23 protein-coding genes are annotated in these 21,397 nt (G+C 74.7%); 16 read left to right on the top strand and 7 right to left on the bottom strand.

All coding sequences use genetic code 11. The features are described from left to right. Positions 1–24 precede the first annotated feature (24 nt). The gene (locus tag HLI28_RS02970; protein WP_171246070.1) at positions 25–267 is read left to right on the top strand and encodes a glutaredoxin family protein; all 243 of its coding nucleotides are present in this window, start codon (positions 25–27) and stop codon (positions 265–267) included. Continuing rightward, entirely contained in the window at positions 264–968 is a 705-nt protein-coding gene (locus HLI28_RS02965; protein ID WP_171246018.1) for a redox-sensing transcriptional repressor Rex, read from the top strand. Before HLI28_RS02970 ends, HLI28_RS02965 begins: the two co-directional genes overlap by 4 nt. A 242-nt stretch (positions 969–1,210) precedes the next feature. Here HLI28_RS02965 and HLI28_RS02960 read toward each other — a convergent pair whose 3' ends face one another. Continuing rightward, a complete protein-coding gene (locus HLI28_RS02960) occupies positions 1,211–1,762 on the bottom strand; it encodes a YceI family protein (protein WP_171246017.1) in 552 nt (183 codons plus the stop codon). Between the two features lie 207 nt (positions 1,763–1,969). Between HLI28_RS02960 and HLI28_RS02955 the strand changes: the two genes are divergently transcribed. The 5 genes from HLI28_RS02955 to ccsB are packed head-to-tail and all read left to right on the top strand — an operon-like array spanning position 1,970 to position 6,754. Beyond that, positions 1,970–2,614 (top strand): histidine phosphatase family protein, encoded by a 645-nt coding sequence (locus HLI28_RS02955; RefSeq protein WP_171246016.1) that lies wholly within the window; start codon positions 1,970–1,972, stop codon positions 2,612–2,614. Continuing rightward, positions 2,614–3,195 (top strand): TlpA family protein disulfide reductase, encoded by a 582-nt coding sequence (locus HLI28_RS02950; RefSeq protein ID WP_171246015.1) that lies wholly within the window; start codon positions 2,614–2,616, stop codon positions 3,193–3,195. The genes HLI28_RS02955 and HLI28_RS02950 overlap by 1 nt, the downstream gene beginning before the upstream one ends. A gap of 1 nt (position 3,196) precedes the next feature. After that, positions 3,197–3,982 carry a cytochrome c biogenesis CcdA family protein gene (locus tag HLI28_RS02945; protein ID WP_171246069.1) on the top strand — a complete coding sequence of 262 codons (786 nt, stop codon included), beginning with the start codon at positions 3,197–3,199 and terminating at the stop codon, positions 3,980–3,982. Then, positions 3,982–5,772, top strand: a complete 1,791-nt coding sequence (resB, locus tag HLI28_RS02940; RefSeq protein ID WP_171246014.1) for a cytochrome c biogenesis protein ResB — start codon at positions 3,982–3,984, stop codon at positions 5,770–5,772. Before HLI28_RS02945 ends, resB begins: the two co-directional genes overlap by 1 nt. 1 nt (position 5,773) lies before the next feature. After that, positions 5,774–6,754, top strand: coding sequence for a c-type cytochrome biogenesis protein CcsB (gene ccsB / locus HLI28_RS02935; protein ID WP_171246013.1), 981 nt, complete (start codon positions 5,774–5,776; stop codon positions 6,752–6,754). Between the two features lie 322 nt (positions 6,755–7,076). Here the strand turns inward: ccsB and HLI28_RS02930 are convergent, their stop codons facing one another. After that, positions 7,077–7,430, bottom strand: a complete 354-nt coding sequence (locus HLI28_RS02930; protein ID WP_246246333.1) for a PLDc N-terminal domain-containing protein — start codon at positions 7,428–7,430, stop codon at positions 7,077–7,079. Between the two features lie 70 nt (positions 7,431–7,500). On the opposite strand from HLI28_RS02930, the gene HLI28_RS02925 reads away from it, so the two are divergent. After that, a complete protein-coding gene (locus HLI28_RS02925) occupies positions 7,501–7,821 on the top strand; it encodes a DUF4229 domain-containing protein (protein WP_171246012.1) in 321 nt (106 codons plus the stop codon). Between the two features lie 19 nt (positions 7,822–7,840). Here the strand turns inward: HLI28_RS02925 and HLI28_RS02920 are convergent, their stop codons facing one another. Further along, positions 7,841–8,710 (bottom strand): 1,4-dihydroxy-2-naphthoate polyprenyltransferase, encoded by an 870-nt coding sequence (locus tag HLI28_RS02920; RefSeq protein ID WP_171246011.1) that lies wholly within the window; start codon positions 8,708–8,710, stop codon positions 7,841–7,843. A gap of 11 nt (positions 8,711–8,721) precedes the next feature. After that, positions 8,722–9,879: an AMP-binding protein gene (locus tag HLI28_RS02915; RefSeq protein ID WP_343035595.1), complete on the bottom strand. Its 1,158-nt coding sequence runs from the start codon at positions 9,877–9,879 to the stop codon at positions 8,722–8,724. A gap of 72 nt (positions 9,880–9,951) precedes the next feature. Between HLI28_RS02915 and HLI28_RS02910 the strand changes: the two genes are divergently transcribed. Beyond that, positions 9,952–11,025, top strand: coding sequence for a DUF3048 domain-containing protein (locus tag HLI28_RS02910; protein WP_343035594.1), 1,074 nt, complete (start codon positions 9,952–9,954; stop codon positions 11,023–11,025). A 21-nt stretch (positions 11,026–11,046) separates the two neighbouring features. Here HLI28_RS02910 and HLI28_RS02905 read toward each other — a convergent pair whose 3' ends face one another. Next, complete coding sequence (locus HLI28_RS02905) at positions 11,047–12,045, bottom strand: 1,4-dihydroxy-2-naphthoyl-CoA synthase (protein WP_343035593.1); 999 nt, start codon at positions 12,043–12,045, stop codon at positions 11,047–11,049. Positions 12,046–12,137: 92 nt separating this feature from the next. Between HLI28_RS02905 and HLI28_RS02900 the strand changes: the two genes are divergently transcribed. The 4 genes from HLI28_RS02900 (at position 12,138) to HLI28_RS02885 (ending at position 16,870) form a co-directional block, all read left to right on the top strand. Further along, positions 12,138–12,320, top strand: coding sequence for a hypothetical protein (locus HLI28_RS02900; protein ID WP_171246009.1), 183 nt, complete (start codon positions 12,138–12,140; stop codon positions 12,318–12,320). 57 nt (positions 12,321–12,377) lie between these two features. After that, positions 12,378–13,394 (top strand): o-succinylbenzoate synthase, encoded by a 1,017-nt coding sequence (locus HLI28_RS02895; RefSeq protein ID WP_343035592.1) that lies wholly within the window; start codon positions 12,378–12,380, stop codon positions 13,392–13,394. After that, the gene (menD, locus tag HLI28_RS02890; RefSeq protein ID WP_171246008.1) at positions 13,391–15,211 is read left to right on the top strand and encodes a 2-succinyl-5-enolpyruvyl-6-hydroxy-3-cyclohexene-1-carboxylic-acid synthase; all 1,821 of its coding nucleotides are present in this window, start codon (positions 13,391–13,393) and stop codon (positions 15,209–15,211) included. The genes HLI28_RS02895 and menD overlap by 4 nt, the downstream gene beginning before the upstream one ends. Positions 15,212–15,331: 120 nt before the next feature. Further along, positions 15,332–16,870: a S1C family serine protease gene (locus HLI28_RS02885; RefSeq protein ID WP_171246007.1), complete on the top strand. Its 1,539-nt coding sequence runs from the start codon at positions 15,332–15,334 to the stop codon at positions 16,868–16,870. A gap of 95 nt (positions 16,871–16,965) precedes the next feature. On the opposite strand, the gene HLI28_RS02880 is transcribed toward HLI28_RS02885, so the two are convergent. Continuing rightward, on the bottom strand, positions 16,966–18,336 hold the full coding sequence (locus HLI28_RS02880) for an isochorismate synthase (RefSeq protein ID WP_171246006.1): 1,371 nt from the start codon (positions 18,334–18,336) through the stop codon (positions 16,966–16,968). 59 nt (positions 18,337–18,395) lie between these two features. Between HLI28_RS02880 and HLI28_RS02875 the strand changes: the two genes are divergently transcribed. After that, a complete protein-coding gene (locus tag HLI28_RS02875; protein ID WP_171246005.1) occupies positions 18,396–19,094 on the top strand; it encodes a demethylmenaquinone methyltransferase in 699 nt (232 codons plus the stop codon). A 30-nt stretch (positions 19,095–19,124) separates the two neighbouring features. On the opposite strand, the gene HLI28_RS02870 is transcribed toward HLI28_RS02875, so the two are convergent. Continuing rightward, positions 19,125–19,286, bottom strand: coding sequence for a hypothetical protein (locus tag HLI28_RS02870; RefSeq protein WP_171246004.1), 162 nt, complete (start codon positions 19,284–19,286; stop codon positions 19,125–19,127). Positions 19,287–19,550: 264 nt separating this feature from the next. Here HLI28_RS02870 and HLI28_RS02865 point away from each other — a divergent pair, with 264 nt between their 5' ends. Together HLI28_RS02865 and HLI28_RS02860 are read left to right on the top strand one after the other, a co-directional pair. Next, positions 19,551–20,864, top strand: coding sequence for a geranylgeranyl reductase family protein (locus HLI28_RS02865; RefSeq protein WP_171246003.1), 1,314 nt, complete (start codon positions 19,551–19,553; stop codon positions 20,862–20,864). Positions 20,865–21,002: 138 nt separating this feature from the next. Continuing rightward, a complete protein-coding gene (locus HLI28_RS02860) occupies positions 21,003–21,365 on the top strand; it encodes an NADH-quinone oxidoreductase subunit A (protein ID WP_171246002.1) in 363 nt (120 codons plus the stop codon). The last annotated feature ends 32 nt before the right edge of the window (positions 21,366–21,397 follow it).

The following is a 21,397-nucleotide window of genomic DNA, read 5'->3' as shown; positions in this document are numbered from 1 at the left end:
CCTGAGGAGACGGCACGGGTGGTGATGTACACCCGACCCGGCTGCCATCTGTGCGACGACGCCCGGCAGGTGGTCTCCTCGGTGTGCGACCAGGCGGGCGCCGCGTGGCGGGAGATCGACATCGAGGCCGATGCCGCGCTGACCGAGCGGTACGGCGACTACGTGCCCGTCGTCGAGGTGGACGGCGTGCAGCAGGGGTTCTGGCGGGTGGACGCGGTGAGGTTGGCGCGCCGTCTGGCGGTCCCCCCGGGAGGGAAGCGGACGTGATCGAGATCGGTGAGGTGACGGTGCCCGCGGCGACGGTGGCGCGGCTTCCGTTCTACCTGCGTGCCCTGCGCGACCTGTTGAGCGACGGCGTCACCACGACGTCGTCCTCCGGGCTGGCGGAGCGGTCCGGCGTGGGCTCGGCCCAGCTGCGCAAGGACCTGTCCTACCTGGGGTCCTTCGGGACCCGCGGGGTCGGGTACGACGTGGAGACGCTGGCGTCCTCGATCAGCGCCGCGCTCGGGCTCGGGTCGGAGCACCGGCTCGCCATCGTCGGCGTGGGCAACCTCGGCAACGCCCTGGCGAACTACTCGGGCTACGCCGCCCGCGGGTTCCGGCTGGTGGCCCTGATCGACGCCGACCCGGACGTGGTCGGTCGCAGCGCCGCCGGCCTCGAGGTCGAGCACTCCGACCGTCTCGAGGAGATCCTCGCCGCCCGGGGGGTGTCGATGGTGATCCTGGCGACACCCGGTGCGGCGGCCCAGGCGGTGGCCGAGCGGATCGTGGCCTGCGGGGTGCGCGAGATCCTGTCGTTCTCGCCGGTGGCGCTGCAGCTGCCCGACGACGTCGTGGTGCGCAGCGTGGACGTCGCGGGCGAGCTGCAGATCCTCGCGTTCCACGCCGCGGCGCGGCACGCGCAGTCCGGGGACGCCGTGGGTGTCGACGGTGACCCCGCGGTGGCCGGGGTCCAGCCCTCCGCCTGAGCCCGCGCACCTCCTGCGGGCCGGGCCGTCTCGCCGCGGGTCAGGACGGCCCGTGACGGGTCAGGACGACCCGTGACGAGTCAGGACGACCCGCGACGGGTCAGGACGACCCGCGACGGCTCAGGCCCCCGTTGCACGAGTCAGCGCACGGGATCCGCGCGGACGCGGTTCCCGTGCGCTGACCGGCGACGGCGAGGTGCGGGCACGACGCCGACGGGCGCCGGTTCACCGGCGCGGTGGGATCAGTTCTGCTCGATCGCCGAGACGTCGAGAGCGATCTTGACCTTCTCGCCGACCAGGATGCCGCCGGTCTCGAGCGCGGCGTTCCAGGTCAGGTCGAAGTCCTTGCGGTTGATGACGATCTCGGACTCGAACCCGGCGCGCTTGTTGCCGAACGGGTCGGTCGCGGCACCCTCGAAGGCGACCGGCAGGTCCACCGACCGGGTCACGCCGTTGATGGTCAGGTCGCCGGTGACGATGTAGGCGTCGTCGTCGGCGGTGACCGAGGTCGAGGTGAAGGTCCAGGTGGGGCGCTCCTCGGCGTGCCAGAAGTCCGCGCTCTTGAGGTGCTGGTCGCGGTTCTCGTCACCGGTGCTCACGGCGCTCGCGTCGAGCGTCACCGCGACGGAGGAGGACTCGAGGTCCTCGCCCACGGTGATCGTCCCGGCCGAGATGCCGACGGTCCCGCGGACCTTGGAGATGCCGGCGTGGCGGACGGAGAACGACGCCGTGGAGTGGCCGGCGTCGACGGCGTAGGTGCCGGTGGTCAGGGCCGGGGGCAGGGGGGTGGCCATGGGGTGGCTCCTTGTCGGATCGGTTGCTGGACGTGATGTGATCGCGTCCGGATCATTCCATCGGAATGCATGAACATGGCACCCCGGCGCAGTATTCCCGCGCCGTCCGGACGAGTTCGGAGACCGGTCCGTGGCCCGATCGTGACGCGGCTCACGACGCCCGTCGCGCCGACAGGTCCACCCCCGGGATCTGGGACACTAAGGCGCATGGCCACCACCACCGTCCACCTGATGCGGCACGGCGAGGTCCACAACCCGGACGGCGTCCTGTACGGGCGCATCCCGGGCTACCGGTTGTCCGACCGCGGTCAGCAGATGGCGCGACGCGTCGCGGACCACCTCACCGACACCGGCCGGGACGTCGCCGCCGTCGTCGCGAGCCCGCTGCAGCGCGCCCAGGAGACCGCCGCGCCCGTCGCCGCCGCGTTCGGCCTGGAGCTGGCCACCGACGACCGGCTGATCGAGGCCGGCAACCTGCTCGAGGGCTCGACGATCGGCACGAACCCCGCCCAGCTCGCCCACCCCCGGTACTGGAAGCTGCTGTGGAACCCGCTGCGGCCGTCCTGGGGCGAGGCCTACGCCGACCAGGTCGTGCGCATGCGGGCCGCCGTCGACGACGCCCGACGTGCCCACGCGGGGCGCGAGGTCGTCCTGGTGAGCCACCAGCTCCCCGTCTGGCTGACCCGGCTGGCCTTCGAGGGCAGGCGCCTGGCCCACGACCCGCGGCGTCGCCAGTGCGCGCTGGCCTCGCTGACGTCGCTGACGTTCACCGACGACCACTTCGCCGGACTGCACTACGCCGAACCCGCCGGGGACCTGCTCGTCGGCGCCGAGCCGCAGGCGGGCGCCTGATGGCGCGCCGCCACGCGGCGGGTGTCGCGCTCGCCCTCGGGACGGCCCTCGCGCTGGCCGGGTGCGGCGCCGCCGACTCCGGCGCGGGCGACGTCGTCGGCCAGGGATTCGTCTCCGGCGACGGCACCGTGCAGCAGTGGGAGCCGGCCGACCGGACCGAGCCGGTGGTCGTCGAGGGCACCAGCTTCGAGGGGGACGAGGTCTCCACCGCCGACTGGCGCGGGGACGTCGTCGTGCTCAACACCTGGTACGCAGGCTGCGCGCCCTGCCGCGCCGAGGCTCCGGCCCTGGTCTCGATCGCGACGGACCGCGCCGACGAGGGGGTGCACCTGCTGGGGATCAACACCGAGGACGAGGCCGGTGCCGCGCTCGCCTTCCAGCGCACCTTCGAGGTGCCCTACCCGTCGATCGAGGACCGCAGCGGCCAGGTCGTGGCCGGGCTGTCGGGCGTCGTGCCGCTGCAGGCGGTCCCGTCCACCGTCGTGCTCGACGCCGAGGGTCGCGTGGCCGCCCGCGTCGTCGGCGAGGTGTCCGAGAGCACCCTCAACAGCCTGATCGACGACGCGATGGCGGGTGCCTGAGATGGGAGAGCTCTTCGCGACGACGGCGGTGAGCGGGTCGATGCTGCTCGCCGTCCCGGTCGCGCTGGTCGCGGGCGTGGTCTCGTTCGCCTCGCCGTGCGTGCTGCCCCTGGTCCCCGGCTACGTGGGGTACGTGGGTGGCATGGCCGCCGCGAACGCCGGCCCGGTCGGGACGTCCCGGGGCGGGACGACGACGGCGGCCGCGCCGGCCCGTGGCCGGGTCGTGGCCGGGGTCGGGCTCTTCGTCCTCGGCTTCACCGCCGTGTTCGTCGCCCTCATGGCGGCGGCCGGGGCCGCCGGTGCCTATCTGGTGCGCTACGAGGACGTCCTCACGCGCGTGCTCGGCGTCGTCGTCGTCCTCATGGGCGTCGCCTTCCTCGGCGGCATCGGCTTCCTGCAGCGGGAGCGCCGACTGCACGTGACACCGCGGGCCGGCCTGTGGAGCGCACCGCTGCTCGGCGTCGTGTTCGGCATCGGGTGGACCCCCTGCATGGGCCCGACCCTGGCCGCCGTCCAGTCCCTCGCGCTGGACGAGGCGTCGGCCACCCGGGGCGTCCTGCTCGGGATCGCCTACTGCGTCGGCCTCGGCGTGCCCTTCCTGCTGGTGGCCCTGGGCCTGCAGTCCTCCGAGCGGATGCTGAGCTTCCTGCGACGGCACCGGCTGACGATCATGCGGGTCGGTGGCGGGCTGCTCATCGTCATCGGCCTGGCGATGGTGACCGGTCTGTGGGGTGCGACCACCAGCCTGCTGCAGAGCTGGATCAGCGGATACACGACGGTGGTGTGATGAGCGAGCGGACCTACCGTCCCGAGGGCATCGCGGACGACTTCACCACCGGTGAGCCGACGTCCGCGGCGGACGCCCGACCGGAGCCGTCCGGGGCGCCGTCGTCCCCGCGGGGCCCGCAGGCCCCCCAGCTCGGGTGGCGGGGCATGCTGCGCTGGACGTGGCGGCAGCTGACCAGCATGCGCGTGGCGCTCATGCTGCTCATGCTGCTCGCCGTCGCGGCGCTGCCCGGCTCGATCCTGCCGCAGCGCGACCAGGACCCCGCGGCGGTCGTCGAGTACCTGGGTGACCACCCGACCGCCGGCGAGTGGCTGGACCGGTTCGGGTTCTTCGACGTCTACACGTCCGTCTGGTTCTCGGCCATCTACCTGCTGCTGCTCGTGTCGCTGGTCGGCTGCATCGTGCCGCGCACGATCGCGCACGCCCGGGCGCTGCGGGCTCGCCCGCCGCGGACCCCCGCCCGGTTCGAGCGCTTCCCGGTGCACGTGACGGGGACGACGTCCGCGACGCCGGACGAGGTGGCCGACGCGGCGTCGACCCACCTGCGCGGCCGGTGGCGACGCCTGCCGACCTTCCGGGTCGAGACCGGGGCCGAGGACGCCCGGCCCGCCCGCGGCGCGCTGCCCGGGCGGCCTGCCGCGCGGACCGTCGCCGCCGAGCGAGGGTATCTGCGCGAGAGCGGCAACCTGTTGTTCCACCTGGCCCTGGTGGGCCTCGTGATCGCCGTCGCCGTGGGCCAGCTCATGCACTACCGCGGGCAGGCGATCATCACCGAGGGGCGCGGTTTCGCGAACGCGGTGGTCGACTACGACACCTTCGAGTCCGGCGCGTGGTTCGCCCCGGAGTCGCTCGTGCCGTTCTCGATGACGCTGGACTCCTTCGAGTCCGAGTTCGCCACGGACACCGTCGCGTTCGCCCAGTCCCGCGACTTCACCGCCGACGTCACGGTCACCGAGCCGGACGGCTCCTCGCGGGCCGAGACCATCCGGGTCAACCACCCTCTCGAGGTCGACGGTTCCAAGATCTACCTGCAGGGCAACGGGTACGCCCCCGAGATCACGGTGACCGATGCGGAGGGTGCCACGGCGTTCAGCGGGCGGGTGCCGTTCCTGCCGGAGGACCAGGTGTACACCTCACGAGGCGTCGTCAAGGTGCCGGACGTGTCGCCGGGGCTCGACCAGATCGGGCTGATCGGGTACTTCCTGCCGACGGCCGTCATCAACGAGGACGGCACCGCCGAGTCGGTGTTCCCGCTGCCGGAGGACCCGCTGCTCGTCCTGGAGGTGTACCGCGGCGATCTCGGGCTCGACGCCGGCGTCCCGCAGAACGTCTACCGCCTGGACACCGCGAACCTCACGCCGTCCCTCGACGACGACGGCGGACGGGTCACCCTGCTGCTCGAGCCGGGCGACTCGGTCGAGCTGCCCGACGGGCTGGGCACGGTCGCGCTCGGCGAGGACGTCCCCCGGTTCGTCGCCCTGGACCTGCGGCACGACCCCTCGTTGGCGTGGGTGCTGACGTTCGCGCTCCTGGCGCTGCTCGGGCTGACGGGATCGCTCTTCCTGCCGCGACGCCGCGTGTGGGTGCGATCATGGACGTCCGGCGGCGTCACGCGGGTCGAGGTCGCCGGGCTGGCCCGTGGGGACGACGCCGGGCTGGAGACCGAGGTCGACAAGGCCTTCGGAGCGCTGCCGGACGTCGAGCGCGACGGACCGGACGGCGCCGGACGGGCCGGCGGGTCCGGTGCCGGGACGACGGACGGTCGAGCGACCGGGAGCGAGGAGGACTGAGATGGAGATCGCCGAGCTGAGCGATCTGCTCGTGTGGGCGGCGGCGACCACGTTCGCCGTGGCGATGATCGCCTTCGCGATCGACCTGGGACGTCGGACCGACGAACGTCTCGAGGCGCGGACCGAGGCGCGGGCGACGGTCGGTGCCGGTGCGTCCGGCGCGGTCGCGGCGCCGGACGGCGCGGGCCCGGCTGCCGACGTCGGCCCCGGTGGTCCCGCCCGACGGCGTGCCGCCGGGATCGGCCTGTCCACGTCCTGGCTCGGCACCGCGATGCTCGGCGTGGCGATCCTGCTGCGGGGCCTCGCCGCCGGGCGCACGCCGTGGGCCAACATGTACGAGTTCACGCTCGTGGGGTCCTTCGTGGCGATGGTGGTGTTCCTCGTGTGGAACCTGCGCCGCGACGTGCGGTTCCTCGGCGCCTTCGTCACCGGGCTGGTCACGCTGTTCGTCGTCGTGGGCCTCAACTCGTTCCACGTCGCGGCGACCGGCGTGCAGCCGGCGTTGCAGAACTACTGGCTGGTCATCCACGTGGGTGTCGCGATCACGGCGACCGGGATCTTCACGGTCGCGTTCGTGCTGTCCGTCCTGCAGCTGCTGCGCGACGCGCGGGAGACCGGGTCCCCGTTCCTCACGCGCCCGGGTTTCCGCTGGCTCGACCGCATGCCGGCCCCGGCCGCGCTGGAGTCGATGTCCTTCCGCCTGAACGCCGTCGGCTTCGTGATGTGGACGTTCACGATCATCGGCGGAGCCATCTGGGCCGAGGACGCCTGGGGCCGGTACTGGGGCTGGGACCCCAAGGAGGTCTGGAGCTTCATCATCTGGGTCGTCTACGCGGCCTACCTGCACGCCCGCACGACACGGGGCTGGTCCGGCCGGCGAGCCGCCTGGTTCGTCGTCGTCGGCTACGCCTGCGTGCTGTTCAACTTCACGGGCGTGAACCTGATCTTCAACGGCAAGCACTCGTACTCGGGCATCAGCTGACCCCGACCCGCGCGGGCCACCCTGACCCGCGCGGGTCAGGACTCGACGCCGCGGGTCAGGACTCGACGCCGCGGGTCAGGACGATCCTGCGCGGGTCAGGGCACTCCTGTGCGAGTCAGGACTCCTCGCCCCAGAGCCAGGGCGTCGTGCCGGCAGTGCCGGGATGCTCGCTCAGGGACGAACCTGTGCCGACCCAGGCACCCGTGGCGTTCTCCTGACTCGCGGGGTATGACCCTGACTCGCGGTGGATCGTCCTGACTCGCGGTGGATGACCCTGACTCGGGGGCCGCCCGTGCGGCCGGGAAGGGTCCGGCCGCGGCGATCAGGCCGACGGCGCGTCGGGCCCCTCCTCGTCACGCTTCCTGCGACGTTCCTCACGCCGCTTCTCCTGCTCGATCCGCCACAGGAAGTCCGGGTCGTCGTCGGGCGCGACCGGTCCGGAGGGGCGTCGCGGTCCGCGCCCCGGGCGGCCGGTACGCCCGCCGCCGGACCCACGGCGCCGGGACCGCTTGGTCACGAGCCACGAGATCGGCCCGAAGACCGGCAGGAACACGATGATGATCAGCCAGAGCCAGGTGGGCAGGCCGCCGCGATCCTCCTCCTCCGACCCGGCCAGGTCGGCGAGGGTGTAGACCATCAGGCCGATCACGAGGAGGATCACCACGACGCGCAACATGCCTCCAGCCTAGAACGACCGCGAGGGTGCACCGCATCCGGGGCTGTCGGCACGGCCTTACCCTGGTGACGTGCCACTGCTCATCTACTCCGCGCTGCGCCTCCTCGTCTTCGTGGCCGCGCTCGTGCTCGGATACCTCGTCGGTCTCGGCGGGTGGCTGCTGCCGCTCGTGGCGCTCGTCGTCGCGTTCGCCGTCTCCTACCTCGCGCTGCGTCGGCAGCGGGACGACGCCGCGGCCTGGCTCGCGGAGCGCGACCGGCGCCGCAAGGAGCGCACGCGCGGCGACACGCGGATCGACGAGGACGCCGCCGCCGAGGACGCGGTCCTCGACGCCGACCGGTCGGAGCACGCCGACGGCACCGCGGCCGACGGCCCGCAGCAGCGCTCCTGAGACCCGGCGCGGCAGCCGGTCACAGGGCCAGGCCGAGCCCCAGCAGGATCCCGTAGGCGAGCTCGAAGAGGCCGGTCCCGGCCAGGACGGGCACCAGGGCGCGTCCCTGCGCCCCGGCCAGCACCGGCAGCACGAGCAGGACCGTGGGCAGCAGGAGCAGCGCCACCAGGAAGGCCCACGGGTTCCAGATCGCGCAGACGAGCCCGAGCAGCACGGGCACGACGAGCCACAGCGCGTACAGCCGGCGAGCACGGTGGTCGCCCACCCGCACCGCCAGCGTGCGCTTGCCCGCCAGCACGTCGGTGGGGATGTCGCGCAGGTTGTTGATCATCAGCAGCGCGCAGGCGATGAGCCCGACGCCGACGGCGCCCAGCACCGCGGGCCACGAGATCCGGTCGGCCTGGGTGTACGTGGTGCCGAGCGTGGCCACCAGCCCGAAGAAGACGAAGACGCCGACCTCGCCGAGCCCGGCGTAGCCGTAGGGGCGCTCGCCACCGGTGTAGTACCAGGCGGCCAGCATGCTCAGGGCGCCGACGGCGATCAGCCACCAGTGCCCGGAGACGGCGCACAGGGCGAGCCCCAGGATCGCGGCGACGCCGAACGCCGTGAACGCCGCCCCCTTGACCTGCCCGGGCCGGGCGGCGGCGGACGCGGTGAGCCGCAGCGGCCCGACCCGGTCCACGTCGGTGCCGCGCACGCCGTCGGAGTAGTCGTTGGCGTAGTTGACGCCGACCTGCAGCGCCAGGGCCACGCCGAGCGCGAGCACGGCGGGCAGCCAGGCGAAGGCGTCGAGCTGCGCCGCCGCACCGGTGCCGATCGCGACGGGGGCCGCGGCGGCCGGCAGCGTGCGGGGGCGCGCGCCGGCGAGCCACTCAGCGGCGGTGGCCATGGGTTCTCCTCTCAGCGGTGTGCGTCGTGGTGACGCACGAGATCCACGACGGCGGCGCGGTCGACCTTGCCCGGACCACGCCGCGGGAGCCCGGCGACCTGGAGGATCCGCCGCGGCGCCGCGGGCCGCCCCAGCCTAGCGGCGACCGCCGACCGCACGGGCGCCAGCGCGGCGTCGGGCAGCCAGCCGGCCGGCGTCCCGGGTGGTCCGGTGACGACGGCGACGACGGCCTGCCCCCACTCGGGGTCCGGCACGCCGACCACGCACACCTCCCCGTCGAACAGCTCGCCGAGCACCGCCTCGACCGCGGCCGGTGCCACGTTCTCCCCGCCGGTGACGACGACGTCGTCCGCCCGGCCGAGGACGCGCAGCACCCCGTCCCGGAGGGTCCCCAGGTCGCTGGTGCGGAACCAGCGGCCGTCAGGACCGTCGTGGAAGGCGGCCGCGGTGGCCGTCTGGTCCCCGACGTAGCCGGAGGCGAGCACCGGGCCGGAGAGCTCCACGACCCCCGGTGCGCCCGGGTCCGCGTCGATCCGCACCCGGACGCCCGCCAGCGGCACGCCGTCGTACACGCACCCGCCCGACGTCTCGGACATGCCGTAGGTCCGCACGAGCCGCACCCCGGCCTCCCGGGCGCGACGGACCAGGACCGGCGGGGCGGCGGCGCCGCCGAGCAGCACCGCCCCGCAGCGTGCCAGTGCGTCCAGCGCCCGGGGCGCCCCGTCGTCGGCCGCCTGCACGACACGGTGCAGCTGGGTGGGCACGAGCGAGACGTGGACGGGGTCGTCGCCCGCGAGCGCCTCGGCCAGCAGGTCCGCGAGACCGGACGGCGTGAACGGTTCGTCCGGTGCGGCCGCGACCAGCGGCGTGCCGGCCAGGACCGACCGGGCCACCACCTGCAGCCCCGCGACGTGCGTCGCGGGCAGGGCCAGCACCCAGCGGCCGGGCGCACCCAGCCGGTCCGCCGTGGCGGCGGCCGAGGCGCGCAGCGCGGCGCCGCTGAGGGCCACCTCGCGGGGTGTCCCGGTGGACCCGGAGGTGCGCACGACGGCGGCGGTCCCGGGCGGCGGGGCGGCGTCGCCGAGGCGGGGGAGCGGGACGACCGGCGGGCCGCCGTCGAGCGCGCGGCGCGTCCGGTCGACGAGGGCGGACACGTCGGGGGGCAGCACGCAGGTCACGATAGTGCGCCGCTCGGGCGTGGCGGGCCGTAGCCTGTTGCCACCCTGCACGAGGAGGAAGTGGTGGCACGACGTCCGACGGCGCTCGCGCTCGTCCTGGCGATGCTCATGCTCGCGGGATGCTCCGCCGAGCCGCCCGAGGCCCCGGCCCCGGTCACGGTGGCCCCGGACGTGTCGCGCGCGAAGATCGGCCCGCCGGCCCCCGCCGAGCCCGAGCCGTCCCCGCCGCCCGAGCCGCCGCGCTGGCCGTTGACGGGCAAGCGCACGGACAAGGTGCCCGAGCGGCCCGCGGTGGCCGTGAAGATCGAGAACTCCCCGGCGGCCAGGCCGCACTCCGGGCTGCACCGGGCCGACATCGTGTGGGAGCAGGTCGTCGAGGGCGGCATCACGCGCTTCGTGGCCGTGTACCACTCGAGCTACCCGGACGCCGTCGGCCCGATCCGGTCGGTGCGGCCCATGGACCCGGCCACCGTCGCCCCGATGGACGGGATCCTCGCGGCCTCCGGCGGGATCCCGGCCTTCCTGCGCGCCGTGGAACGGTCCGGCACCCAGCTCGTGATCAACGACGACGGCGACCCGGGTTTCTGGCGGTCGTCGCGCCGGTACATGCCGCACAACGTGTACGGCGACGTCGGGACCTTCGCCCGCCAGGCGGACCGGCGACGGGCGGAACCGCCGCCCGCCCAGTTCGCCTACGCCCGCGGCTGGAAGGGGTCGACGGCGCGGTCGGACGGGCGGCGGGGCCGCGTCGCCGACGTCCGCCTGTCCCGGGCGCAGCGCAGCACCTGGACCTGGAACGCGGGAGACCGCGCCTACCGGCGCAGCGACAACGGCGTCCCCTCGATCTCCTCGGGCCGGCGCGTCACGGCGCGCAACGTGGTGCTGCTGCGGATGAAGGTCACCAACACCTCCCACCGCGACGCCTCGGGCGCCAAGGTGCCCAAGACGGAGCTGGTCGGCTCCGGCACCGGGACGGTGCTCAGCGGTGGCCGGGCGGTCGACGTGGAGTGGACCAAGAAGGGGCGCGGCAAGCCGCTGCGGCTGACCCGGCCGAACGGCGACGAGGTGCTCCTGGCCCCGGGCCGGACGTGGGTCGAGCTGGCGCCGCGCCGCGACGGGTCCTGGTCGGTGTCCTGACCGCGGGCCCGGCGTGGCCGGTCAGTACGCGTAGGGGAACCGGCTCCAGTCGGGCTCCCGCTTGCCGAGGAACGCGTCGCGGCCCTCGACCGCCTCGTCGGTGAGGTAGGCGAGCCGCGTCGCCTCCCCGGCGAACACCTGCTGGCCCATCAGGCCGTCGTCGGCCAGGTTGAACGCGAACTTCAGCATGCGGATCGCCTGCGGCGACTTGCCCGCGATCGTCAGGGCGTACTCCAGGCCGAGGGCCTCCAGGTCCTCGTGCTCGGCGACCTCGTTGACGCCGCCCCAGCGCTCGGCGTCGTCGGCGGAGTACTCGCGGGCCAGGAAGAAGATCTCCCGTGCGCGCTTCTGCCCGACCTGGCGCGCGAGGTAGGCCGAGCCGTAGCCGCCGTCGAACGAGCCGACGTCGGCGTCGGTCTGCTTGAACCGCCCGTGCTGCCGGCACGCGATCGACAGGTCGGCGACCACGTGCAGGGAGTGCCCGCCGCCGGCGGCCCAGCCGTCCACGACGGCGACGACGACCTTCGGCATGGTGCGGATCAGGCGCTGCACCTCGAGGATGTGCAGGCGCCCGGCGCGGGCGGGGTCGACGGCGTCGGCCGTGTGGACCTCGCCGCCGCCGTCGGGCGCCGTCGTGTACTGGTAGCCGGACCGTCCGCGGATGCGCTGGTCCCCGCCCGAGCAGAACGCCCAGCCGCCGTCCTTGGGGCTCGGGCCGTTGCCGGTGAGCAGCACGGTGCCGACGTCGGAGGTCATGCGGGCGTGGTCCAGCACCCGGTACAGCTCGTCGACGGTGTGCGGTCGGAAGGCGTTGCGGACCTCGGGGCGGTCGAACGCGACCCGGACCACCGGCAGGTCGCGGACCTGCTCGGTGCCGTCGGCCGCCGTGGACCGCTCCACCCCCCGGTGGTAGGTGAGGTCGGTCAGCCCGTCGAAGCCCGTGACGGGGCGCCATCGGGTCGGGTCGAACGTCTGCGAGACCTGCGGGGGGACCGGAGGAGTGCTGTCGGAGTGGCTCACGGCCTCAGGGTAGTCGCGGCTCGACACGCCGATCACGCGAGATGTGCGCGTCATCCGTGGAATCTGCACAACTGCAGTTGCACCATGGGGGCATGGACAAGACGCGATCCCACAGCGCCGAGGTCGCCGACCCGGACGAGGTCGTGGACGAGCTGATCGCCTACGACGCGGCCGAGGTCCGGCGCGCCACCGTCACCACCCAGAGCGTGCCCGTCGCCACGGTCGGCACTCCCGGCATCCTGCGGCACATGCCGCCGGAGGAGTTCACCGACTGACGGTGCCCGGTCGGCCCGCGTGCTGCCGAGCCGCGGACGACCTCCTACCCTGAGGACGTGCCCGTCTCCCTGCCCGCGACGCCCCGGCGCCGCTACGTCTGGTCCGCTCCGCTGCGCACCCCGTTCCGGGGACTGACCAGCCGGGACGGTCTGCTCCTGGCCGGCGAGGCCGGATGGGGCGAGCTGAGCCCCTTCTGGGAGTACGACGACGCCGAGTCGGCCACCTGGCTGCGTGCGGCGCGCGAGGCGGCGGACCTCGACTTCCCGCCACCCGTGCGTGACGCCGTCCCGGTCAACGTGACGGTGCCCGCCGTCGACCCCGAACGCGCCCGGGAGATCGTCCTGGCCTCCGGCGGCTGCCGGACGGCGAAGGTCAAGGTGGGACAGCGGCTCCCCGACGGCTCGGTCGAGCCCGTCGAGGCCGAGCTCCGCCGGGTCGAGGCGGTCCGGGCCGTGCTCGACACGCTGCACGGACCGGCCGTCGGCCGGATCCGCGTCGACGTCAACGGCACCTGGGACGTCGACGCGGCCCGCCGCCGCATCCCGTTGCTGGACCGCGCCGCCGGGGGGCTGGAGTACGTCGAGCAGCCCTGCGCGACGGTGGAGGAGCTGGCGGCCGTGCGCCGTGCCGTCGACGTGCCGGTCGCGGCCGACGAGTCGATCCGGCGCGCCGAGGACCCCCTGCGGGTGGTGCGCGCCGAGGCCGCCGACGTCGTCGTGCTCAAGGTCCAGCCGCTCGGCGGGGTGCGGGCCTGTCTCGACCTGGCCGAGCAGGTCGGCCTGCCGGTCGTGGTCTCCTCGGCCCTGGAGTCGTCGGTCGGGCTGGCGGCCGGGGTGGCGCTCGCGGCCGCCCTGCCCGAGCTGCCCCACGCCTGCGGGCTGGCCACCTCCCAGCTGCTCACGCGGGACGTCACCGACGAACCGCTGCGCCCGGTGGACGGGGCGCTGCCGGTGCGCCGGGTCGCCCCGGACGCGGGGGCGCTCGCCGCCGTCGCCGCCCCGCCGGAGCTGGAGCAGCGCTGGCTCGACCGGCACGACCGGCTCGCCGCGCTCCTCGACGGGGCCGACGCGTGAGCCCCGCGCCCGACGGCGGCACGGCCGCCCCCGCGGTCACGGCAGCCCGCGCGCTGGTCGCGGACCTGGCCGCGCAGGGTGTGCACGACGTCGTGCTGGCACCCGGGTCACGGTCCGCCCCGCTGGCCTACGCGCTGGCCGAGGCGGACGCCGTCGGCCTGGTCCGGCTGCACGTGCGCATCGACGAACGCTCGGCGGGCTTCCTCGCGCTCGGACTCTCCCGGGGGTCGGCGGCCGGTGCCGAGGAGGCAGCGGTACCGGCCCCGGTCGCCGTGGTGACCACCTCGGGCACCGCGGTGGCGAACCTGCACCCCGCCGTCCTGGAGGCCTCGCACAGCGGTGTGCCGCTCGTCGTCCTGACGGCCGACCGGCCGCACGAGCTGCGTGGCACCGGCGCCTCCCAGACCACCGACCAGGTCGGGCTCTTCGGCACCGCCGTCCGGTACACCCTCGACGTGCCCGCGCCCGACGGACGGGACGGCGAGGTGCGCGACCTGCTGTCCGCCGCCCGGCGGGCGGTGGCCGCCGCCCGGGGTCTGCGCGACCGGCACCCCGGCCCGGTCCAGCTCAACCTCGCCTTCCGGGACCCGCTGCACCCCGTCGGTGGCGCGGACGACGACGCGGCCACCGCGCCCGCGCAGCCCGGCCGGGGTGTCGAGGTCGTGCCGCCGGCGGCGGGGCCGGGGGCCGACCCGGCGCTGCCGGGCGACCCGACCCGCACCCTCGTCGTGGCGGGGGACGGTGCCGGTCCGGACGCGCGCCGGCTCGCCGAGGCCCGCGCCTGGCCCCTGCTCGCCGAGCCGACCTCCGGCGCCGGCGGCGGCCCGCGGGCCGTGGCCGCGTACCGGTCGGTGCTCGGCGCCGACGGGCTCGCCGACGACGTGGAGCACGTCGTCGTCCTGGGCCGGCCCACGCTGTCTCGCCCCGTGCAGCGCCTGCTCGCCCGCCCCGACGTGCACGTCACCGTGGTCGCGCCGGGGGGCGGGCCGTGGCCGGACCCGGCCCGGCACGCCGCGCGGGTCGTCGACCGCCTCGCCGACCGCTGGTTCGCGCCCGGCGAGCCCGCCGACGGCGGGACGTTCGCCGCACGCTGGCAGGCGGCGAGCCGCGCGGCCGCGGCCGAGGTCGACGCCGTCACCCGGACCGACGCCGTCGACGCCGACCTCGTGACGGCCCCGCACGCGGCCCTGGTGGTGGCGCGGGCCGTGGTCGCCGCGACCGGGGCCGGTGACGTGCTGGTCGTGGGCGCCTCCAACCCGGTGCGGGACGTCGACCTCGTCCTCGGTCTCGACGCGGCGCCGGACGCCCCGCCGTCCCGGATCCTGGCGAACCGCGGGCTGGCCGGTATCGACGGGACCGTCGCGACGGCCTCGGGAGTGGCCCTGGCCGCCGGCCGCCGGGGGGTGCGCACCCGGGCCCTCGTGGGCGACCTGACCTTCCTGCACGACCTCAACGGGCTGCTGCGCGGCCCCGCGGAGGACCGTGCCGACCTGCAGGTCGTTGTCGTGAACGACGACGGCGGGTCGATCTTCGCCACGCTCGAGCACGGGGCCCTGGCCCAGGAGGGTCCGGATGCTGCCGCGACCTTCGAGCGGGTCTTCGGCACGTCGCACGGTGCGGACCTGGCCGCGCTGTGCGCCGGGTACGGCGTGGCGCACCGGCGGGTCGACGACCTGACCTCCCTGACCGGCGCGCTCGCGCGGCCGCCGGCCGGGGTGAGCGTGGTGGAGGTGCGCGTGCCGCGGGCCGACCGGCTCGCGGAGTCCCGGGATCTCGCCGCCCGGATCGCGACGGCCGTCCGGTCCGCCACGCGCTGACCAGGGGACGACGGGTGTCCTCGGCACGAGGGGACGGCGGTTGACAGGAAACTCTCAGGTCCGCCCAAGGCTCGGCCAAGGCTGATGGTGTGGTGTAGGGGCAGACATCGAGGAGGGCACATGAGCACCGAGCACACCCCCGCACCGCAGCAGCCGTCGGGCCAGGAGCACCCCGTCGAGCAGCCGACGCACCCGCTGCCGGCCGCACGCCACGAGGGCGCCGCGACGCAGGCTCCGGCACCCGACCGGTCGGCCGCGCCGCAGCCCGTCGGCGCAGCGCCGTCGTACCAGCCCGGCCCGGCCTACGGCGCGTCCCACCAGACCGGGTGGTCCGGGGGCGCGCCGACGTACCCGCCGGCGGCGGGCGCCGAGCGGCGTCGCACCCCGTGGGTGCCGGTCGTCGCCGCGGCCGCCGGCGCCGCCGTGCTCGCGAGCGTGGCGACGGTCGGCGCGGTGTCCCTGCTCGACGACGGCACGAGCGAGTCCTCGCTCGCCGAGGTGGGCGCGTCCACGACCTCGCAGGCGGCCCCCGTGGCCAGCTCGACCAGCGAGAACCCGGACTGGCAGGCCGTCACCTCGGCCGTCGCGCCGTCCGTCGTGGCGATCCAGGTGAGCAGCCAGTCCGGAGGGTCCGAGGGGTCGGGTGTCGTCGTCGACGAGGCCGGGCATGTCCTGACCAACAACCACGTGGTCGCCGGCGCCGCGGACGGCACCGTCCAGGTCACCCTGTCGGACGGGCGCCTGTACGAGGCCACGATCGTGGGCACCGACCCCACCACCGACCTCGCCGTGGTCCAGCTGGCCGACCCGCCGGACGACCTGCAGCCCGCGACGTTCGGCGACTCGGACGCCGTCCAGGTCGGCGACTCCGTCCTGGCCGTCGGCAACCCGCTCGGCCTGGCCAACACGGCGACCACCGGCATCGTCTCGGCGCTGGACCGCCCCGTGGCGGCCTCCGGCAGGGACGGCGGCGACGTCGTGGTGACCAACGCGATCCAGATCGACGCGGCCGTGAACCCCGGCAACTCCGGCGGACCGCTGTTCGACGCGCAGGGCCGGGTCGTCGGGATCACCTCGTCCATCGCGACGATGTCCGGCGGGGCGGGCGGCGCCTCCGGGTCGATCGGGCTCGGGTTCGCGATCCCGGTGAACCTGGCCACGAACGTCTCCGACCAGCTCGTCGAGGACGGCACCGCCGAGCACGCGTTCCTGGGCGTGTCCCTGCGGGACGCGACGGCGACCGCCGACGGCGTCACGCGCCGGGGTGCCGAGGTCGTCGAGGTCGTCGGCGGTTCGCCCGCCGCGGAGGCCGGCCTGCAGGCGGGCGACGTCGTCGTCGCCATCGACGACGACTCGGTCAGCGGTGCCGAGTCGCTGACCGCCTACGTGCGCGAGCGCACCGCGGGGGAGTCGGCGTCCGTCACCTACGTGCGGGACGGCCAGGCGGCCTCGGTCGACGTCTCCTTCGCGGTCCGCGAGGAGACCGTCGGCTCCGGCCAGGGCGGCCAGGACCAGCAGCAGGGCCAGCAGCAGGACCAGGACCAGCAGCGGGACCAGCAGCAGGACCAGGACCAGCAGCAGGACGGTCAGGGCGGGTCGTCCGACCCGACGGCGCCGGACAACATCCCGAACTGGCTGCGCGAGCTGTTCGGCGACTGACCGGTCCCCTCCCGGTCACACCGGTGCGGTCGCGCGGAGCGGGTCCGGTCGAGCTGTCGACCGGACCCGCTCCGCGCGTGCGGACGTGACGTCGCTCAGACGCCGAGGGCCCAGCGCATCGGGACGAGCTTCGCCTCCGACTCGGCGAGCTCCGCCTCCGGGTCGGAGGCCGCGACGATCCCGCAGCCGGCGAACAGGCGGAGGTGGTGCGGGTCGTCGGCGAGCTCCGCGGACCGCAGCGCGATGCCCCACTCGCCGTCGCCGTCGGCGCCGACCCAGCCGACCGGCCCGGCGTACCGGGACCGGTCCATGCCCTCGATCTCGCGGATGAGGTCACGTGCGGCCACCGTCGGCGTGCCGCACACGGCTGCGGAGGGGTGCAGCGCCGCGGCGAGCGACAGCGAGCTCGACCGGGTGGCGGGGTCCAGCACCGCGGTGACGTCGGAGGCGAGGTGCATGACGTTCGGCAGGTGCAGCACGAAGGGCGTGTCCGGGACGTTCATCGACGAGCAGAACGGCGCCAGCGAGCGTGCGACCGAGGCGACGGCGAACTCGTGCTCCTCCAGGTCCTTCGACGAGCGTGCCAGGTGCGCGGCGTGCAGCAGCGCGTCGTCGTCGCTCATCCCGGGTTCGCGGCGGATGGTGCCCGCCAGGACGCGGGAGGTGACCAGACCCTTCTCGCTGCGCAGCAGCAGCTCGGGGGTGGCGCCGATCATCCCGGCCACGGAGAACGTCCAGCAGGACTCGTAGCGCGCAGCCAGCCGGCGCAGCAGCCAGCGCGGGTCCACGGGACGTTCGGTGGTGGCGACGACGTCGCGGGCCAGCACGACCTTCTCCAGCTCGCCGGCCTGGATGCGGGCGACCCCCTCGGCCACGACCGCGGGCCAGTCGCGGGCGCCGACCGCCCCGTCGGTGAGCGTCACCCGGCCGGGGTCGTGGACCGGGGTGCGTGCCGTGGCGGCCAGGCCGGCGTCCCCGGGGGCCTCGAGCGTCCCGTCGACGGCGATCGTGGTCATCCACGTCACGTCGCCCCGGCGCCCGACGACGACCCGCGGCACGACGAGCGACCCCTGCGGCGAGGACCCGTCGAAGGCCTCGCCGGTCCCGCCGTCGTCGAACGCGAACGTGCCGAAGGCCACCGGGCCGCTGCCGGGCAGACGGACCTCGTCGCGCACGACGGCGCGGGCGAGGGCGGCGCGCCAGGCGGCGTCGGCGTCGGCGAAGCGCCCCGGGCCGTAGGTGTCCAGGCGCAGGGCCTCGCCCCAGCCGACGATGCCGTCACCGCGGCGGACCCAGGTCAGCGGGCGTTCGTCCGGGAGCAGGTCGACCAGAGCGGTGAGCTCGCCCGGCAGGGGGTCCAGCCGCGTGGTGCGGACCACGAGCCGCGGCGGCTCGGGTGCGGGGACGGGGGTGCCGGCGGACGCGCCCGACGGCGGGACCGGCGCCGGGTGGGGCGTGGCGGACATCAGGGTCCAGGGTACGCCGCGTGGGGACCGTCGACCGTCGGCCGTGGGACGATGTGGCCATGTCGCGCGCCAGCCTGGAGAAGAAGCCCGTCGAGGTCGCCTCGATGTTCGACGGGATCGCCGAGCGCTACGACCTCACCAACGACATCGTCTCCCTGGGCCAGGACCGCTCCTGGCGGCGGGCGACGGTGGCCGCGGTCGGGGCCGGCCCGGGGGAGCGGGTGCTCGATCTCGCCGCCGGGACCGGGACCTCGAGCGAGCCGTTCGCGGACGCCGGTGCCGTCGTCGTCCCGTCCGACTTCTCGATGGGGATGCTCCAGGTCGGCAAGCAGCGTCGGGCGGACCTGCCCTTCGTGGCGGGCGACGCGACGCGGCTGCCGTTCGCGGACGCGACCTTCGACGCCGTGACGATCAGCTTCGGTCTGCGCAACGTCGTGGACACCTCGGCCGCGCTGCGCGAGATGCTGCGGGTGACGCGCCCGGGCGGTCGGGTGGTGATCTGCGAGTTCTCGCACCCCGTGTGGGCGCCGTTCCGTCAGGTCTACCTGGAGTACCTGATGCGGGCGCTGCCGGCGGTGGCCGGGGCGGTCACGCGGGACAAGGGGTCGTACGAGTACCTGGCCGAGTCGATCCGCGCCTGGCCGGACCAGGACGGGCTCGGCCGGCTGATGCTGGGGGCCGGGTGGAGCCGCGTGGCCTACCGGAACCTCACCGGCGGCATCGTGGCCCTGCACCGGGCGACCCGACCCGCCGACTGACGATCGCCGGGAGGTCGGGCCGGGGGTCGCTCAGTTGCCGGAGGCCCGCGTCTGGGCTCCGGCGACCTTCTCCTGCACCCGGGGGTCGTTCCAGGTGTCGACGGCCAGCTTCCTGGCCTGCTCGAGCTTCTCCCTGCCCTGCTCGGTGCCGAGGTAGTACCCCACGGCGACGCCGACGGCGAGTGCGGTCACGGCCTTCATCTTCAGGTGCCTCCTGTGGCTGGACGATCGGGGCGATGCGCTCACGACCGTATGCCGTGACCCGTCGTGCCGCCACCGTTCCTGCTCGTCGTGGCGCCCTCCCGGGCCACCCCGTGACCGCCCCGGCGTCAACGAAGGGTTGCCTTCCTACACATCGGTCGCTGAACGTGGTTAGAGTGCACGCAGAACGTTGTGAGCGGGTTCACAAGTGGCCTCGGCGAGGGTGCCGAGGTCTCCTGCGGCGGGAGGTGAGCAGTGCGAGCGGTAGATCGTGACGACGCGGACGTGATCGTCGTCGGTGCAGGTCCCGCCGGGGCCGCGGCCGCGCACTGGTGCGCCGTCGCCGGCCTGGACGTGCTGCTCCTGGAGAAGTCCGCCTTCCCGCGCGACAAGATCTGCGGTGACGGCCTGACGCCGCGCGCCGTGGCCGAGCTCGCCCGCATGGGCGTCGACACCCGCGCCGAGGACGGCTGGATCCGCAACGAGGGGCTGCGCGTCGTCGCGGGCGGCCGCTCCTGGGAGCTGGCCTGGCCGGAGCTGACCACCTACCCGGGTTACGGGCTCGCCCGCTCCCGCATGACGCTCGACCACGGCCTCGTCCAGCACGCGCAGGCCTCGGGCGCCAAGCTCCTCGAGCGCACCAAGGTCACCGGCCCGGAGACCGACGAGCGCACGGGCCGCGTGGTCGGGGTGCAGGCCCAGCCGCTGGACGCCCGTGGACGCGCCGACGGCGCCCCCCGCACCTACCGGGCGCCGGTCGTGGTGGCGGCCGACGGCGTCTCCTCCCGGTTCGCGACCGCGCTCGGGCTGACCCGGCGGGACGACCGGCCGATGGGGACGGCGGTGCGGACCTACTACCGCACCGAGGGCACGCCCCGGCACGCGGACCGCTTCATGGAGTCGCACCTCGAGCTGTGGGACGGCACCCCGGGCGCGTCGAACCTGCTGCCCGGCTACGGCTGGATCTTCGCCCTTGGCGACGGCACCGCGAACGTCGGGCTGGGTTCCGTGAGCTCCACCCCCGCGCGCCAGTCCGCCCAGGGGCACGACTACCGGGCCATGATGAAGGCCTGGACCGCCAACACCCCGCCGGAGTGGGGGTTCACCCCCGAGAACCAGATCGGGCCCGTCCGGGGTGCCGCGCTGCCGATGGGGTTCAACCGCAGCCCGATGTACCGCGACGGCACCGTCCTGGTCGGCGACGCCGCCGGGATGGTCAGCCCGTTCAACGGCGAGGGCATCGCCTACGCCCTGCAGGCCGGCCGCGTCGCCGCCGACGCGATCGCGCAGGCCCGCACGCGGCTGACCGACGACGCCCGCGAGCGCACCCTGGCCACCTACACCGACCGGATGCGCGACGACCTGGGCGGCTACTACACGCTGGGCCGCTGGTTCGTGCAGCTCATCGAGCACCCCGCGGTGATGCGGGCGTGCGTGAAGTACGGGCTGCCGCGACCGGTGGTCATGCAGTTCGTGCTCAAGCTGCTCTCGGACTGCTACGAGCCCCGCGGCGGCGACTGGATCGACCGGGTCATCGCCGGACTGACCAGGGTGGTCCCGGCGTCATGAGCGCGAGGAGCCCTCGCGCAGGGACGGCGAGGAACGAGACGTGCCGGAGCGGGGCACCGCACCGTTCGTGCGGGAGCGACCTGGCATGAGACGCGTCGTGGCACGAGGAAGTGACACAGGCATGGGTGAGGAGAACCGATGAGCAACCCGTACGTCCCGGTGCTGGTCCTCATGGGGATCGCCGCCGTGCTGGCCCTCGGCGGGGTCGGTGCGAGCGCGGTGATCGGACCCCGCAAGTACAACCGGGCCAAGCTCGACGCCTACGAGTGCGGGATCGAGCCCACCCCGCACGCCACCGGGGGCGGTCGGCTCCCGATCAAGTACTACCTGGTGGCGATGACGTTCATCGTCTTCGACATCGAGGTCGTCTTCCTCTACCCGTGGGCGGTCGACTTCACGGTGCTGGCCGGCTTCGGGCTGGCGGCGATGCTCGTGTTCCTGGCCCTGATCACCGTGCCGTTCGTCTACGAGTGGCGGCGCGGCGGGTTCGACTGGGTCTGACGGGCAGTTCGGCAAGGGTGCCGGCGGTCGCC

It is taken from the genome of Isoptericola sediminis, assembly GCF_013085345.1.
Classification (GTDB): Bacteria; Actinomycetota; Actinomycetes; order Actinomycetales; family Cellulomonadaceae; genus Isoptericola; species Isoptericola sediminis.
The sequence above is the reverse complement of the archived record's forward strand: the minus strand, read 5'-3'. Positions and strand labels throughout refer to the sequence as shown.

Coding starts and splice junctions, on each gene's coding strand:
- HLI28_RS02970 (WP_171246070.1), top strand. CDS start 25: ATGTACACCCGACCCGGCTGCCATCTGTGCGACGACGCCCGGCAGGTG.
- HLI28_RS02960 (WP_171246017.1), bottom strand. CDS start 1,762: ATGGCCACCCCCCTGCCCCCGGCCCTGACCACCGGCACCTACGCCGTC.
- HLI28_RS02955 (WP_171246016.1), top strand. CDS start 1,970: ATGGCCACCACCACCGTCCACCTGATGCGGCACGGCGAGGTCCACAAC.
- HLI28_RS02950 (WP_171246015.1), top strand. CDS start 2,614: ATGGCGCGCCGCCACGCGGCGGGTGTCGCGCTCGCCCTCGGGACGGCC.
- HLI28_RS02945 (WP_171246069.1), top strand. CDS start 3,197: ATGGGAGAGCTCTTCGCGACGACGGCGGTGAGCGGGTCGATGCTGCTC.
- resB (WP_171246014.1), top strand. CDS start 3,982: ATGAGCGAGCGGACCTACCGTCCCGAGGGCATCGCGGACGACTTCACC.
- ccsB (WP_171246013.1), top strand. CDS start 5,774: ATGGAGATCGCCGAGCTGAGCGATCTGCTCGTGTGGGCGGCGGCGACC.
- HLI28_RS02930 (WP_246246333.1), bottom strand. CDS start 7,430: ATGTTGCGCGTCGTGGTGATCCTCCTCGTGATCGGCCTGATGGTCTAC.
- HLI28_RS02920 (WP_171246011.1), bottom strand. CDS start 8,710: ATGGCCACCGCCGCTGAGTGGCTCGCCGGCGCGCGCCCCCGCACGCTG.
- HLI28_RS02900 (WP_171246009.1), top strand. CDS start 12,138: ATGGACAAGACGCGATCCCACAGCGCCGAGGTCGCCGACCCGGACGAG.
- HLI28_RS02885 (WP_171246007.1), top strand. CDS start 15,332: ATGAGCACCGAGCACACCCCCGCACCGCAGCAGCCGTCGGGCCAGGAG.
- HLI28_RS02880 (WP_171246006.1), bottom strand. CDS start 18,336: ATGTCCGCCACGCCCCACCCGGCGCCGGTCCCGCCGTCGGGCGCGTCC.
- HLI28_RS02875 (WP_171246005.1), top strand. CDS start 18,396: ATGTCGCGCGCCAGCCTGGAGAAGAAGCCCGTCGAGGTCGCCTCGATG.
- HLI28_RS02860 (WP_171246002.1), top strand. CDS start 21,003: ATGAGCAACCCGTACGTCCCGGTGCTGGTCCTCATGGGGATCGCCGCC.